Raw genomic sequence first — 15,339 nt, 5'->3', positions numbered from 1 at the left:
TAAATTCGATTTCATTTTCAATTTCTCTTTTCTTTATGTAACATTATTTAACTTACGAAGTCTAATAGCAAACCAGCCTTTACACTATGTTTTCACTTTTTAGAGAGAATGTGCGCATCGCACTAGATTCCATTAGAACACAGCTACTTAGAACTATTCTAACCATCATAATAATGGGAATTGGAATTTGGGCTCTTGTGGGAATATTAAGTGCTGTAAAAGCATTAGAGAATAATATTGCAGGAAATTTTGCATCAATGGGAGCTAATACTTTTAGCATCCAACAATATGAATTTTCAATGAATAGAGGTGGTCGCGGTGGACGTACGAAACAAAATCCTATAATAAAATATGACAATATTAGAGAGTTTAAAGACCTTTATGAGTTTCCATATACAAGTACTTCTGTGTCGTTTTTAGGAACACGTACCGCTGAAGTAAGATACGAAAGTGAAAAAACAGATCCTGAAGTTCAGGTGTATGGTGTAAATGAAAATTACCTTGATAATACTGGTGTTAAGGTTGATTTAGGCCGAAATTTTAATGTGTTTGATATTGAGAATAATAATAACGTTTGCTTAGTTGGTTCAGATTTCCAAAACAATCTTTTTGAAAATGAAAGTCCTATTGATAAAGTAATCAGTATTCGAGGTGTAAAATTTAAAATTATTGGTGTTCTTGAATCTAAGGGTTCTACTTTTGGAAATAATCAAGATTTGAAGGTTCTTATTCCTATTCAAAATGCTCGTGGTATTTACACGCAGCCTAATATTAATTATTCAATTAGTATTAAAGTTGATAATAAAGAAATGATGCAAGCAGCACAAGACCAAGCTACTGTTACGTTCCGAAATATTAGAGGTTTAAGTCCTGTCGAGAAAAATAACTTTGGGATAACACGTAGTGACGATTTATTAAATCAAGTTTCTCAAATAGGTGGCTATCTTTCTGCTGCAGCTTGGATTATTAGTATTATTACTATTTTAGGTTCTTCCATTGCATTGATGAATATTATGCTAGTTTCAGTAACTGAACGAACGCGAGAAATTGGCGTGCGTAAAGCGTTAGGTGCTAAAAATGGAACTATTTCTACTCAATTTTTTATAGAAACAATTGTTATAGGTCAGTTTGGAAGTATTCTAGGAATTATTTTAGGTGTAGCAACTGGTTATGCCTTTGCCCGGATATTCGATTTTGAATTTACGTTACCAATAACCGCTATGATATCGGCAACCATAATCACGTTTGTAGTTGCTGTAATTGCAGGATCATATCCAGCTTCTAAAGCTGCTAAATTAGATCCTATTGAGAGTTTGAGACACGAATAACCTTTTTTGCTTTTAGTTAAATTAAGATACTATTATATGAAACCTATTTATTGTTTAGTTGTTTTAATGTTGTTTGTTGCTTGTAAAAAACAAACAGATACTACTCAAGCAATAGCGGTTGATACAATTGAATCTGAACGTACATTAAACAGACCTGATTTACCTATTGAAGTAATTGCCGCATATGTTTTATATGTCCCAGATTTGATTATAGTAGATGGACAGCAGCAATTACGTTACGAGCTATCTATTTCTAATAATTATAGAATACCTTTTACATTAACTAAGGTTGAAATATATAATCTTGATAACGATGCGATTTCTATAGCAACATTTGATTCAGATTATATAGATGAAAATTTTGAGCGTCCTGGAATTAGAGAAGGTGATTTAAAAGTTCTTACAGCTAACCAGTTTGGGACATTACATCTTAATGTGGCATTTGATGTCCAAAGAGAATTTCCGAAGAAAATTTATCACAAACTCTATTTTGATAGAGCTACTAAAAGTGGAGAAATAGTGACATACCCAATGGAAGTTGCCAAACTTACCGTACCTCCTATTACCAGAAATACATTAGGTTTTCCGTTTAATAAAAAAGGAAAATGGTTTTATGAAGCTGAAGGACATAAAGGAGCACGTTATATAACTGAAGGAAAAATCACCTATCCTCAACGTTTTGCAATTGATTACACGTTTGTTGATGAAAATGGAAATTTTACAAAAGGGGATGCTTCACAAAATGAAAACTGGTATACCTACGGAATTGAACTTATAGCAATTGCAGACGGAACGATTACAGCAATCAATGACGGTATTATAGAAAACATTCCACTTTCTGATGAATTGGCAGTAAAGAACACACTCGAAACTATAGGTGGAAACTATGTTATACTTGATATTGGTAATGATACAAACGCTTTTTACGGCCACCTAATTCCTGGTAGTCTTAAGGTAAATGTTGGAGATACCATTAAAAAAGGTCAAGTTTTAGGATTACTTGGAAATAGCGGAAACAGTGATGCTCCTCATTTACACTTTCACTTAGAAACTAAAAACAACCATTTTTTTGGTGGTGAAGGAATGGCATATTTACTAAACTCGTTTACACAATTAGACACCTATAACGAGAATGATATGTCGCTATTTTTAAATAGCCTCCAAGTACCAATTGATTTGTTAAAACCCATTACTAAAAACAACGAGTTTCCCGTTGGATTTGGTTTAATTGAAATTAACTAAGCTAATAGCTACTTAAGCTCCTTGGATTATTTTTTCAAAGAAACCATACAATGCACCTTTAGTAATATTGGCTCCTTGTTGGATTAACTTAAACGCATCTAAGTTTCTATCTTCTGTATATGCTTTTGTTGCTGTAAAAAACTCAACAGAATCATTCATATAGTTTTGCTGTAACCAAGCGTAACCCTCTTTTGTAGTAATATCTTGGTCTTCATCCAAAATCTTTAAAGAGATTAATGAAATTTCTGAATCTCCAAGTTTGAAAAGAAATAATAATTTAGGAGAAAGGTTTTCTAAATATTGAGCTTGAGTTAAGGCACCTTCCCAAACAAGATCACTAAAAATATCAATTTCTTGTTCAGCAATTTCAGGTTTATTTACTTTCAAATTATCCCACTCCTCTCCTGTAATGGATTGCGTAGCTAAAAAGTTAATAAACTCTTGGTGTAAATCTTCTAATTGTTCTTTTGTTAATCTTGCATACTTCATAATAACACAGCTTTTTTTTCAGGCTGCAAAATTATAAAAATACCTTAGCTAAACTACGCAGACTTAGAATAATTGTTAATCCTAAAATAGTGAACCCTAAAATATTTTGAAATTTGGTATTTGAATAGTCTCCAAGCACTTCTTTTTTATTAACAATCCATAATAAAAATCCCGCAACAATAGGCAGTAATAATCCATTTGCAACTTGTGCAAACCTGATAATTTCAATAGACTTAAATCCAATTGATGAAAAGATAACTCCTATAATTAAAACTATCATCCACACGGCTCTAAAACGTTTAGACCTTAATCCATCTTCCCAATCAAAACAACCTTTTGTAACATAAGCAGCAGCCAAAGGTGCAGTTATTGCTGAAGTTATACCAGCTGCGAATAAACCAATACTAAGAAAATACGTAGCAAACGAACCAAAAACTGGCTCGAGTCCCTTTGCTAAATCTGCAGCGCTTATTATTTCGGCTCCTTGAATTGCTGCTCCACAAATAATAATAGCCATAGAAACAATACCTCCTAATACTATAGAAGCATATAGGTCCATTCTAGCTTTAGGTAAACTCTTTGAACCACTCCAACGCTCTTTTACTAATGAGGCGTGCAAAAACAGATTGTAAGGCACTACAGTTGTTCCAACTAAGGCAATTATTGTAAGAATACTTTCATCTGGCATTTTAGGAATAAATATTCCTTTTAAAATTTCCGAAGCATTTGGAATAGTAAGTATAGCAGCAATTAAAAATGAAACGCTCATCAATAATACAAGTGCCACAAGAATACGCTCTAAGATTTTGTATTTACCAATATAAAGAATCACAAATGCGCAAAACCCAATAATAAGTGGAATGCTTGATAGTTCAGTATTAAAAATATTGATTGGTAAGGTTCCAATGAGGGTTTGTAAACCTAATGCACCACCACTTATATTTCCTGCTTCGTAGGCTGCATTACCAATTAAAATTGCAGAAAGCATTAACAAAACTGCAATGGTTTTAGCAATAGGAGACTTCAGTTGAGAAGTGATTGTTTCAGCAAGACCTTTACCGTGAATTACACCTAAACGGGCTGCCATTTCTTGTAAAACAATGGTCGCTATTATCGAAAACACCATTGCCCAAAGTAACGTGAAACCATAGGTTACACCTGCTAATGTACATACCGTTACAGTTCCTGGGCCTATAAACGCAGCTGCTACTAGAGTGCCTGGACCAATATTTTTAAATAGGCTTTTCATTAGTATTGAGTTAAAGCATAGATAGCAAAACTCCCAAGCCAATGACCGCCCTCATAACTATCTCCTAAAAGATTAGGATAAGAATAAGCAACATGTTGATTAGCTATATTTTTTAAATGTTTGTATTCTGAAAATTGATTTGCTAATCCATAAAATACCCATGCACGACTAAAATTTAATCCATCTAGATGTACCAATTTACCATCACTCCTATCTCCTACTTTTCCAACTTCTAATTGGTAATTAGCTGAAGTTAATTCTGGCATAAAATGACTAATCCATTTTGCAAACTCTTCTTTAGATAATACCCTACGCATAATGTCTATTTCTTCTAAGCATGGTGATAGAAAATCGTAGCCACTAGGTTCCCATTGTATTGGACAATTTTTATCTTTCAAAAAGAAATCGCGAGCTCTAGTTACAATAGCTTTTTTAAGGTTTTCATCATTTAAAGCAACTGCATAATCATAGGCAAAACTAAGTCCAAAGCCAGTATTAGTATGTTCTCCTACTCTAATTGGGTAAACTAATTTAGGTAGAAATTCAATATATTTTTTAGAAATTAAAGTTGTTAATGGCTTTAAATTCGCTTCCAATTGAGCAGCCATTGGGTCATCCCATTCGTGTAGCGCTTGCGATAATTTAAGTAACCAAGCCCAACCATAAGTACGCTCATAACTATTATTAATTTTCTTTTCGAAATACGCTATTTCTTGTGCTACGTTTTCTTTTGTAATATTTTTCTTTAGCATTGATTTTACTGCTTCAGCTTCATCAAGTTCTGGAAATTGAGAAACTAAAGTCACCATTGACCAATAACCGTGAACTGCGCTGTGCCAATCAAAACAACCATAAAAAATAGGGTGTAATGTTTTTGGTTCGCCCATATCATTTGCTGAACCAATAGTCTGTCCTAATTTATTTGGATACTCCGTTTCTACACAATGCAATGGTAATTGAAGTAAGGTATTTGCTTCTGAAATACTAAACACCGGAGCTTTGTACTGTTTTATTACAACTGCTTCTGTTGTAGAAGTAGTGTTAGTTTTATTTATCACTTTTTCGTCGCAAGAGATACAAAGAAGTAGGCAAAAAAGAAGTACTATTTTTTTCATAATTGGCGTTTATATAACTGTCTGTAAATTACTAAAGCATCTTGAATTATTATAGTTTTTAGCTTAAATGTTCATTTATATTAAAATTTCGGCATAAAAAAACGTTCTGCCTTTCGACAGAACGTTGGTGTAATTTAATAATAATTAAACGTTACATTTTCACGTTATCTAGTTTAATTTCATCTCCCTTTGTATCTAGTAATTTAACTTCATCAAAGCCCATATCTTTAAACTGAGCGTATTGAGTAGCGGCATCACCAACTACTAAATAAGCCATACGCGACTCATCCAAATATTTATTAGCTAAAGCTTTGTGCTCTTCTAAAGTCATCGCTTTTACTATACCCTCTTCACTTTCAATATAATTTGCTGGAAGATCGTAAGCACTTCTTTCTTGTAACATACCAAGTAATGATCCTTGAGTTTCAAAACGACGTGCATTAGATTTAATTAAAGCATTTTTCGTGAAATCTAAATCTTCTTGAGAAATTCCGTTTTTATATGCTTCAATTTGTTCTTTAAAGATTTTTACCGATTCACCTGTTGTGTTAGTTCTAACACTTGATGAAGCTGTAAAAGTTCCAGGAATTTTAGATCCGCTAAAGCTTGTTCTAGCGCCATATGTATATCCTTTTTCTTCTCTTAAAATAAGATTTACATTTCCGCTAAATGATCCACCTAATTTGTAGTTCATTACTTCTGCAGGATAAAAATCTTTATCTGTACGTGGCATTCCAATGTAACCAATATTAATTACAGATTGTTTAGCATCTGGGATATCAACAAAGTAAAGTGATGCTTTATCTCTGTTGTCAACAATAGCATATTCTGGAATTGTAACTTCTTTTGCTTCCCATTTAGATTCTAAATCTTTCAATTCGTTCATTACAGTGGCCTTGTCTATTTTTCCAACTATATGAAAACGACTTATTGATGGAGAGAAATTAGTGTTATAGAATCCTTTTAAATCTTCCATAGTAATAGCTTCAACAGATGCAACTGTACCGCTTGTAGGGTAGCTGAAAATATGGTCTTCTCCGTATAATAATTTGTTATAAACATTATTTGCAACTCTATTTGGGTTAGCTTCTGAACGCTTAATATCGTTAATAGTTTTCGTTTTAATACGTCCTAATTCGGCTTCGTCAAATCTTGGAGATAATAGAATTTCTTCTAAAAGATCCATTGTTTTACTGAAGTTACGTGTAAGTGTATTACCTTGAATAACGATAGACTCACGTGTTGTATACATTCGTAAAGAAGCTCCTAATAACTCAATCGCTTCTTCTAATTCTTGAGGTGTTTTAGTTGCCGTACCTTCCATCATAATGTCAGTCATTAAGTTAGCTACACCGTTCTTATTTTTATCATCTAATAAATGACCACCTTCCATAACAATACTAAAGTTAACAGTTGGGATTTCATTTTGCTCAATTCCGTAAACTTCCATACCATTGCTTAATTCAGCTGTCCAAGAAGAAGGTATTTTAAGAGCTGGTGTTTCTCCTGTTTCAGGAGCTACTGAACGATCAAAAGCTGATGGAGTTTTTACAACTTCGCTATTTGCACTTTCCACTTTTACATCTACGTTTTCTTTAACTACCTCTTCAACAACTGGTGCTTTTGTAGAGTTTTCAGCAATTAATTCTAGTTGCCCTTTAGGAACAAAACTTGTCATTACATAGTTTTTACCTTTAATGTATGTGTCATACACACGCATTACATCAGCCTTAGTCACTTTTTTAATGTTTTCGATATCTGTTTCAATAAAACCAGGATCTCCTTTAGATACGTTATAACTAGCTAACTGGAATGATTTTCCAAGCACGCTACTAATACCATTATAAAAATCTGTTTCTAATCCAGATTTAATGCGTTCTACATCTTTTTCTGTAATTCCGTCCTTTTCAAAACGAGCAAATGCTTCATTAATCCCAGCTTCTACTTCATCAAGATCAACTCCCTCGTTAGCAGTTACACTTATTCTAAATGCTCCAGCTAACTCTGTTGATCTATTAAAAGCAAAAGCTCTTGAGCTTAATTCTTTTTCTTCAGTTAATACTTTATATAAAGGAGCTTTTTTTCCTTGTGAGAATAATTCAGCTAAAAAATTTAATGCATATGCATCTGGAGTATACTCTTCAATTGTAGGCCAAACCATATTTAACTGTGGTGCTTTTGCAAAATTATCTTCGTGGAATAAGCGTTTAGTTTCTGAAAGCGTAACTGGCATTGGTTTCATTTTAGGAACATCTTGACGTTTTTTAATTTCGCCAAAATATTTTTCTACCATTGCCTTAGCTTCAGCATTATCAAAGTCACCAGCTATTACTAAAGTAGCATTGTTAGGACCATAAAATCTATCGTAAAATTCTTTTACATCTTCAACAGTAGCGCTTTGTAAATCAACTAACTCACCAATAACTTGCCAGCTGTAAGGGTGACCTTCAGGATACAAGTTTTTGTCAATAACCCAACTAGTATGACCATAAGGGTTGTTATCTACACGTTGTCTTTTTTCATTTTGAACAACATCTTGTTGGTTATAAAAAGCAGCTTCAGTTACTGTATTTATTAAGAATCCCATACGGTCACTTTCCATCCATAATACTTTTTCAAGAGCATTATTAGGAACGATTTCATAATAAACAGTTCTATCTTTTTGAGTAAAACCATTTAAAGTTCCTCCAACATCTTGAATGTTTTTGAAAAATTGGTCTTGTGGAACGTTTTCAGATTCTTGAAATAACATGTGCTCAAAAAGGTGAGCAAAACCAGTACGACCAGTTTTTTCTCTATTTGATCCTACGCTATATTGGATAGCTACAGAAACCACAGGATCACTCTTATCTTCGTGTAAAATTACCTCCAGACCGTTATCTAAAGTATATTTTTCATAATCTACTGAAAGATTAGCAGCCTCTTCAGTTGGTGCATTATCACTGCTTTCTTTACAAGAAGTAACAACAATACTTAAAGCCAATGCACAGAGCATGGGCCATCTTAGTCTTAAATTAGTCATCAAAGTTGGTTTAAAATTCAACAACCAAAGTTATCATTAAGACGATATAAGTCTCATAAAAATTTGTTAATTAACGTTGAAACTCTTTGTAGATAGGTGTATTGAGGCTTCGGAAATTTTAATGAATTTATATTAGTTAATCAAATAAAAATTGCACTAAATCTATAAAATGATATATTTTTTTTATCCAAACCATCCATCTCTATCCAACGATCTATATTGAATTGCTTCGCCTATGTGAGTACCATCGACTGATTTTTTGCCATCTAAATCGGCAATTGTTCTTGCTACTTTTAAAATACGATCATAAGCTCTTGCGGATAGATTTAAACGTTCCATTGCACTTTTTAATAAGTCTAATGAAGCTGGATCAAGTTTACAGTACGTTCTAATTTGCTTTACGCCCATTTGTGCATTATAATGTACATTTTCTAAAATGGCGAATCTTTCGGTTTGTATTTTTCTTGCAACGGAAACTCGTTCTCGTATTGCAGTACTAGGTTCACCTCTTCTTGTATCACTTAACTTCTCAAAAGGTACAGGAGTTACTTCAATATGGATATCAATTCGATCTAATAAAGGCCCAGATACTTTACTAAGGTATCGTTGCATTTCTTGTGGCGATGATTGTACTGGTGCATCGGGATCATTAAAATAACCACTTGGACTAGGATTCATACTTGCTACAAGCATAAAACTTGAAGGATAAGTAACTGTAAAACGCGCTCTAGATATTGTTACATCTCTATCTTCTAGGGGTTGCCGCATTACTTCGAGTACACCGCGTTTAAATTCTGGTAATTCGTCTAAAAACAATACACCATTATGTGCTAAAGAGATTTCGCCGGGTTGTGGGTATTGACCACCTCCCACTAATGCTACATCTGAAATTGTATGATGCGGACTTCTAAATGGTCTAGCGGTCATAATTCCAGCTTTTTCTAATGTGCGTCCTGCAACACTATGTATTTTAGTTGTTTCAAGAGATTCTTGTAAAGTCATTGGAGGTAATATACTAGGAAGTCTTTTAGCTAACATTGTTTTACCTGAACCTGGGGGTCCTATTAAAATAATATTATGTCCACCAGCTGCTGCAATTTCCATACAGCGTTTTATAGATTCCTGTCCTTTAACATCAGCAAAATCAAATTCGGGGTTTGAAAGGTGTTCGTAGAATTCAGCTTCTAGATCAACTATGGTTTGTTCAAGTGGAATTTCAGCATTAAAAAAATCGATTACTTGGCTAATTTTTTCAATTCCGTAGACATTTAAACCTTCAACAATAGCTGCTTCTTTAGCATTTTGTTTTGGAAGAATAAAGCCTTTAAAACCTTCTTCTTGTGCTTTAATTGCAATAGGTAAAGCCCCTTTAATAGGTTGCAAACTACCGTCAAGTGATAGTTCTCCCATGATAATATAATTATTTAATGGATGTTTCTCTTCAATTTGTTCTGTAGCAATGAGAATTCCCATTGCTAGAGTAAGATCATAAGCTGAACCTTCTTTTCGAAGATCTGCTGGAGACATATTAAGGATTAATTTTTTACCTGGAATTTTGTATCCGTTATTCTGCAAAGCTGCAGCGATACGGTAATTACTTTCTTTAATAGCATTGTCTGGAAGCCCTACAAGATGATATCCTATTCCATTAGCTACATTAACTTCAACGGTTATAGTTGTGGCTTCTACTCCAAATACGGCACTACCGTAAACTTTAGTTAGCATATTGGTTTGTTTTACTATGCTTGGGGAGCTTAAGTGCTTGAAAGATAACAAAAAAAAGCCGCTATCAAAATTATGATAGCGGCTTGCAAATATTAATGTTTGATTATTGTTTAATAACCTGTAAAACGGAGTTATTAGTAGCTGAACTAACTTTTACGAAGTATGTTCCTGCTGTTAAGCTTGACATATCTACGGTACCGCTAGTTTTGTTTAATTCTTGTTGTAATACTTGTTGACCCAATACTGTATAGATTGTAACTTGAGACAGCTCTACTCCTGCTTCAATAAATAATATATTTTGTGTAGGGTTTGGATACGCAAGTAAATCTACTATTGCATTATCTTCAAAACCAACTAACTCCTCTGTTGTAAAGTTTCTTACTTGAGAGTAATCTCCTTCGTTACAGTCATTAGCAGCTTTCACTCTCCAAAAATATTGAGTGTCAAATTCAAGTCCAGCAATATTAGTTGTCAAATCTGGCGTATCAACTGTTTGTACGATATTTGTGAAATTTTCATCTAATGCTAATTCTAAACTATAACCTAACGTTACGTTAGTAGCAGCTTCCCAAACAAAATCTAATCCATCTACTGGTCGATTTCCAGCATTGTTATTAGGGTCATCAAGAATAACTTCACTAATTGGAATTTCATCTACGATAGTTAATGAAATATAAGTAATAATTGTTTCCGAAGCTCCAGTTGCAGTAACTTCAAGTAAATAATTACCTAATGCCAATGTAGAAACATCATCAATTGTAACTGTTACTGTTCCATTTGCTGCAATCGAAGATGGTGTTACAGTTGCTACTAAACCAGTAGTATTTTCTGTTACAGTAAAATCTACATTTGCTTCTAAACCAGCGTCAAAATCAACGTCCATTTCAAAAGAAACTTCATTAGATCCTTCACAAGCTGTTACGTTAGCTTCTTCAGTAGAAACAAAGAAAGTTTCATCAGCAATTCCAGTAATAACTAATGAGAAAGCTTGTTCATCACCAATTAGTTCTTCTCCTTTATGTGAAACACGAACTATATATTCTCCTGCAGGAACCACACCCATTTCAATTTTTTCAACATTATCTACAACATTATCTCCTAATGTAGCAGCTGCAGTTGGAGTCGAAACATCTAAAATCCAAGGCATCCAAGTTGTTCCACCATCTTGTGATATTCTCAAATCAAGATCATTTATTAAGCTTGGTGTAGCTACATCTTCATTTCCACCTGGAAGTAAATTACCCGCTGGGTCAGTCCAAGCTAGTGTAGCTGAAACTTCATTAGTTCCATCAGCTTGAAAAGTGAAAGTATATGCTCCACCTGCTACTATATTAGCTTCTTCAATACGCGATGTTCCGCCGTTGTCTGTTATTACTTGTGCAGCTCGTTCAGTGTTTAATAATCCCCATCCAAAACGATAATCTGGCCCTGGGTTGTTACCAGCTTCATCTGCAGTGTGTAATGCTATAGCTCTTAAAGTAGAGGCTAACATAAATTCACTATTAATATTATTATAGTGTTCTTGTAAAAGTAATAAGCTTCCTGAAACATTAGGAGTTGCCATTGAAGTACCACTCATAACTGTATAAGAACTATCACTAGTACCATTTGAAGATGTCATGTTAACACCTTTTGCTGAAATATCTGGTTTAATACGACCATCATCTGTAGGTCCCCAGCTACTAAAGCTAGACATTGTTACATCTGATGCATCTGTATAGTTTAATAATTCGTTTACAGCCGCAACAACAATGTTGTTTTTAGCTACACTTCTATCAGTAATATAATCGTAACCTCCATCTGCAGTATTTGCTCCAGATTGCCTGTCATTTCCTGCTGAACAGATTGGTAAATAATAGGGAGCGTTATAAATAATGGCGTCCATATTACGAGCTTCATTATCATAGTACCCTAAATACCAAAGAGGAACATTATCAGCTGGGATACCGTAACTATGATTAGAAACTAATAATCCATTAGCTGCTGCTGCAACCATTTCTGGAGTATCATTAGCGAAGTCGTGAGCTAATAATGTAGCCATATGTGCCATACCTTTAACTGCACCTGCAAATTCATCGCCGTTACCAATCATTGTACCTGCAACGTGAGTAGAATGATTACTAATTGAGTTAGGATTATCAAGTTGTGTTATTCTATCGGTTAATAGATTATGTGTTCCGCGTACACGTCCACCATCCCATATACCGGCAATCATACCTTCACCATTAAGATCTAACCCTGCAGAACCACCTGTATGAACTCTATCGGTTCTTGTAGTAATACCTGCTTCGCGATTATCTGTAGTATAATATTTAGGTGTTCCGTCAGAAAACACACCTACTAATAAGGCTTGTCCTCCATTATCTAGTTCTATAGATGTTTCCCATCCATTAATTGCAGCTAAACGTATAGCTTCATCTTGATTGGACTGAAATTCTGCAAATAGTTTAGCTTCTAACTGTGCTAGTTTTACTTGATCGTAATCTTTTGTTATTTCAGCCTGTTGCTGAGGTGTTTGAGAAAATCCTGCAGTAGCAAATAAAAGTGCTATTCCAGCAGAAAAGAGTGAGTTCTTTTTCATAGATAAAATAAGTTATATTCAATTGCAATTTACAAAAAACAACAGCTGTATATTGTTAACATGATATAAATATTAGGTTTAATTTAGTTAGTTAACAGATATCTCTCCCGTTTAGAGTAAATATCATAATTGTAAATAAACTTAAATCAATAAAAGTTTTATCTGAAAAATACGTTTAAACTAACTTATTGTAAGCGTTTTACGGCAAGTTTTTTTCCTAATTCTACACCCCACTGGTCATAACTGAAGATATTCCAGATAATTCCTTGAACAAAAAGTTTATGTTCATAGAGCGCTATTAGTTTTCCTAAACTTTTTGGTGTTAGTTTTTTAATTTCCATAAGATTTGAAGGTTTATTACCATCAAAATTTTTAAAATTGTTTTTTACAATTTCACCATAAGTTCCTTGCATTAATGCTTCAGTTTGAGCGTAACAGTTAGCTAATAATTTTTGTTGGTGATCCTTAAGTTTGTGAAGAGATTCCGTATAACATATAAAATCGCAAGGTATTAATTTAGTTCCTTGGTGTATTAATTGCATAAATGCATGTTGCACATTAGTTCCTGTACTTCCCCATACTATAGTTCCTGTTTGATATTCAATAAAATCACCATTTCTATCAACAGATTTACCGTTACTTTCCATTACAGCTTGTTGTAAATAGTCAATATATTTAGATAAATATTGAGAATATGGAAGTACTGCTTCCGTTTCGGAATTGAAAAAGTTATTATACCAAATTGATATTAAAGCTAAGGTAACCGGAATGTTTTTTGTGAATGGTGTTTCTTTAAAATGGACATCCATTTCGTTAGCACCTTCTAATAATTCTTTAAAATTATCATATCCAACAGCGCAGCAAGTTGAAAGTCCAACGGCACTCCACAAAGAGAATCTACCTCCTACCCAGTCCCACAATGTGAATGTATTTTCAGCGGAAATTCCAAATGCTTTAACAGCATCAAGATTTGTAGAAACAGCTACAAAATGTTGAGCGATATCAGTTTCCGAAGCATCTTTCAAAAAAATTTTTCTAATGGTTGTAGCATTAGATAATGTTTCTTGCGTTGTAAAAGTCTTAGAGACAATAATAAAAAGTGTAGTCTCTATATCTAGAGGCTTCAATGTTTCCATCACGTGATCTCCATCAACATTAGATATATAAATAACTTCTAAATGATTCTGATAAAATTTAAGTGCTTCAGTAGCCATTGCTGGACCTAGATCACTCCCGCCTATTCCAATATTAACTATGGTTGAAATTGCTTTACCTGTGTATCCTTTCCATTCTCCAGAAATCACCTCACTAGAAAATCTTTTCATCTGTTTCAAGGTAGTGGCGACTTCAGGTTTTAGATTTTCAAAATCTCTAAGTGCTGTATGGTGTACAGCTCGATCTTCTGTTTCGTTTATATGTTCCCCTGCAAATTGAGCATTTATTGCGCTGGTTAATTCACATTCTTTAGCAAGATTGTATAATAAATTTAGCGTTTCAGAAGTAATTCTATTTTTTGAGAAATCTACATCAAAATCTTCCCAGTTAATTCTGAAATTTTCATTCCTTAAAGTTTCAGAAGAAAATAAGTCCTGCATTTTCACATCTTTCAATTGCTCAAAATGTAATTTGAGTTTTTCCCAAGAATCAGTTTTTGTTGGATTTATTTTAGGTAAAGGCATATTATTAATTTGTAGTTTTTCGTTAATTACAACCTTTTTTGTTTGTAATATTCAATTAATCCATCAATGGGGCGGCGAATTATGTGTCCTAATTCTATGTGATATGGTTTCATACAATCGCGAATAATATCTTCACTAAAATGAGCAATACTACCTATAAAATGGATAGGTACATGTTGTGCTTCTTTGAAACAAAGTATTCTACGTTCTATAAATTTATTTATTCCTTCGCTTATTAACGCGTAAAAATAACCATTTATTTCCATCACGTTTTCTGGTCTGTTTTGTCCAGGATTAAAAATGAACTCAGCAAAGCTAGCTAAGTACATATTAGGATTTGCCTTTTTGTATACATTTTCTTTAATAGTATCTGCATTTAAATCAAATCTATTCTCAAATTCCTTTGCTAATACTGCAGGCATTTTATTGTAGAAATAGTCTCTAATGAGGCGTTTTCCGTAATAATTACCACTTGCTTCATCCATCAATATATATCCTAAAGACTCCACTGATTTATGAATTTCAGTTCCATCAAAGTAACAACTATTAGATCCAGTTCCTAAAATACAAATAACCCCTGGTTCTTGGGTAGCAGCATAAACAGCCGCAACAGTATCTTCACTAACTGTTACGGCTGCATTTATAAATAATGATTTAATTACTTTTTTAAGAAGTTCGGTTGGAGTTTTTGTTCCACAACCTGCACCATAAAAATCAACTATTTTTACTTTATCAAAAAGTGCTCTTAAGGCTTCACTATCCTTAATCCTAAACTTTAGTTCATCTTCACTAATTACCGCAGGATTAAGACCTAAGGTTCTAGTGCGAAGCATAACATTACCTGATTCATCTAGTAATATCCAATCGCATTTTGTAGAACCTCCATCAGTTATTAATATCATTTATTTT

10 protein-coding genes are annotated in these 15,339 nt (G+C 33.6%); 2 read left to right on the top strand and 8 right to left on the bottom strand.

From position 1 onward, the window contains the following. The first annotated feature begins 86 nt into the window (after nt 1–86). Together GBH57_RS07675 and GBH57_RS07670 are read left to right on the top strand one after the other, a co-directional pair. Entirely contained in the window at nt 87–1,328 is a 1,242-nt protein-coding gene (locus GBH57_RS07675) for an ABC transporter permease (RefSeq protein WP_151673733.1), read from the top strand. Nucleotides 1,329–1,364: 36 nt separating this feature from the next. Continuing rightward, entirely contained in the window at nt 1,365–2,570 is a 1,206-nt protein-coding gene (locus GBH57_RS07670) for a M23 family metallopeptidase (RefSeq protein WP_151673731.1), read from the top strand. A gap of 12 nt (nt 2,571–2,582) precedes the next feature. Here the strand turns inward: GBH57_RS07670 and GBH57_RS07665 are convergent, their stop codons facing one another. The 8 genes from GBH57_RS07665 to GBH57_RS07630 form a co-directional block, all read right to left on the bottom strand. Further along, complete coding sequence (locus GBH57_RS07665) at nt 2,583–3,059, bottom strand: DUF6495 family protein (protein ID WP_151673729.1); 477 nt, start codon at nt 3,057–3,059, stop codon at nt 2,583–2,585. 31 nt (nt 3,060–3,090) lie between these two features. After that, nucleotides 3,091–4,308, bottom strand: coding sequence for an Nramp family divalent metal transporter (locus GBH57_RS07660; RefSeq protein ID WP_151673727.1), 1,218 nt, complete (start codon nt 4,306–4,308; stop codon nt 3,091–3,093). Beyond that, entirely contained in the window at nt 4,308–5,423 is a 1,116-nt protein-coding gene (locus tag GBH57_RS07655) for a DUF2891 domain-containing protein (RefSeq protein ID WP_151673725.1), read from the bottom strand. The genes GBH57_RS07660 and GBH57_RS07655 overlap by 1 nt, the downstream gene beginning before the upstream one ends. Nucleotides 5,424–5,574: 151 nt before the next feature. Further along, nucleotides 5,575–8,445: a M16 family metallopeptidase gene (locus tag GBH57_RS07650; protein ID WP_151673723.1), complete on the bottom strand. Its 2,871-nt coding sequence runs from the start codon at nt 8,443–8,445 to the stop codon at nt 5,575–5,577. 183 nt (nt 8,446–8,628) lie between these two features. Further along, nucleotides 8,629–10,170 carry a YifB family Mg chelatase-like AAA ATPase gene (locus GBH57_RS07645; protein WP_151673721.1) on the bottom strand — a complete coding sequence of 514 codons (1,542 nt, stop codon included), beginning with the start codon at nt 10,168–10,170 and terminating at the stop codon, nt 8,629–8,631. Nucleotides 10,171–10,273: 103 nt separating this feature from the next. Further along, on the bottom strand, nt 10,274–12,751 hold the full coding sequence (locus GBH57_RS07640) for a S8 family serine peptidase (RefSeq protein ID WP_151673719.1): 2,478 nt from the start codon (nt 12,749–12,751) through the stop codon (nt 10,274–10,276). A 185-nt stretch (nt 12,752–12,936) separates the two neighbouring features. Then, on the bottom strand, nt 12,937–14,430 hold the full coding sequence (pgi, locus tag GBH57_RS07635; RefSeq protein ID WP_151673718.1) for a glucose-6-phosphate isomerase: 1,494 nt from the start codon (nt 14,428–14,430) through the stop codon (nt 12,937–12,939). 26 nt (nt 14,431–14,456) lie between these two features. Next, nucleotides 14,457–15,332: a BadF/BadG/BcrA/BcrD ATPase family protein gene (locus GBH57_RS07630; RefSeq protein WP_151673717.1), complete on the bottom strand. Its 876-nt coding sequence runs from the start codon at nt 15,330–15,332 to the stop codon at nt 14,457–14,459. Nucleotides 15,333–15,339 lie beyond the last annotated feature (7 nt).

This window comes from Patiriisocius marinus (assembly GCF_008974325.1).
Taxonomy (GTDB): Bacteria; Bacteroidota; Bacteroidia; order Flavobacteriales; family Flavobacteriaceae; genus Patiriisocius; species Patiriisocius marinus.
The sequence above is the reverse complement of the archived record's forward strand: the minus strand, read 5'-3'. Positions and strand labels throughout refer to the sequence as shown.

Coding starts and splice junctions, on each gene's coding strand:
- GBH57_RS07675 (WP_151673733.1), top strand. CDS start 87: ATGTTTTCACTTTTTAGAGAGAATGTGCGCATCGCACTAGATTCCATT.
- GBH57_RS07670 (WP_151673731.1), top strand. CDS start 1,365: ATGAAACCTATTTATTGTTTAGTTGTTTTAATGTTGTTTGTTGCTTGT.
- GBH57_RS07665 (WP_151673729.1), bottom strand. CDS start 3,059: ATGAAGTATGCAAGATTAACAAAAGAACAATTAGAAGATTTACACCAA.
- GBH57_RS07660 (WP_151673727.1), bottom strand. CDS start 4,308: ATGAAAAGCCTATTTAAAAATATTGGTCCAGGCACTCTAGTAGCAGCT.
- GBH57_RS07655 (WP_151673725.1), bottom strand. CDS start 5,423: ATGAAAAAAATAGTACTTCTTTTTTGCCTACTTCTTTGTATCTCTTGC.
- GBH57_RS07650 (WP_151673723.1), bottom strand. CDS start 8,445: ATGACTAATTTAAGACTAAGATGGCCCATGCTCTGTGCATTGGCTTTA.
- GBH57_RS07645 (WP_151673721.1), bottom strand. CDS start 10,170: ATGCTAACTAAAGTTTACGGTAGTGCCGTATTTGGAGTAGAAGCCACA.
- GBH57_RS07640 (WP_151673719.1), bottom strand. CDS start 12,751: ATGAAAAAGAACTCACTCTTTTCTGCTGGAATAGCACTTTTATTTGCT.
- pgi (WP_151673718.1), bottom strand. CDS start 14,430: ATGCCTTTACCTAAAATAAATCCAACAAAAACTGATTCTTGGGAAAAA.
- GBH57_RS07630 (WP_151673717.1), bottom strand. CDS start 15,332: ATGATATTAATAACTGATGGAGGTTCTACAAAATGCGATTGGATATTA.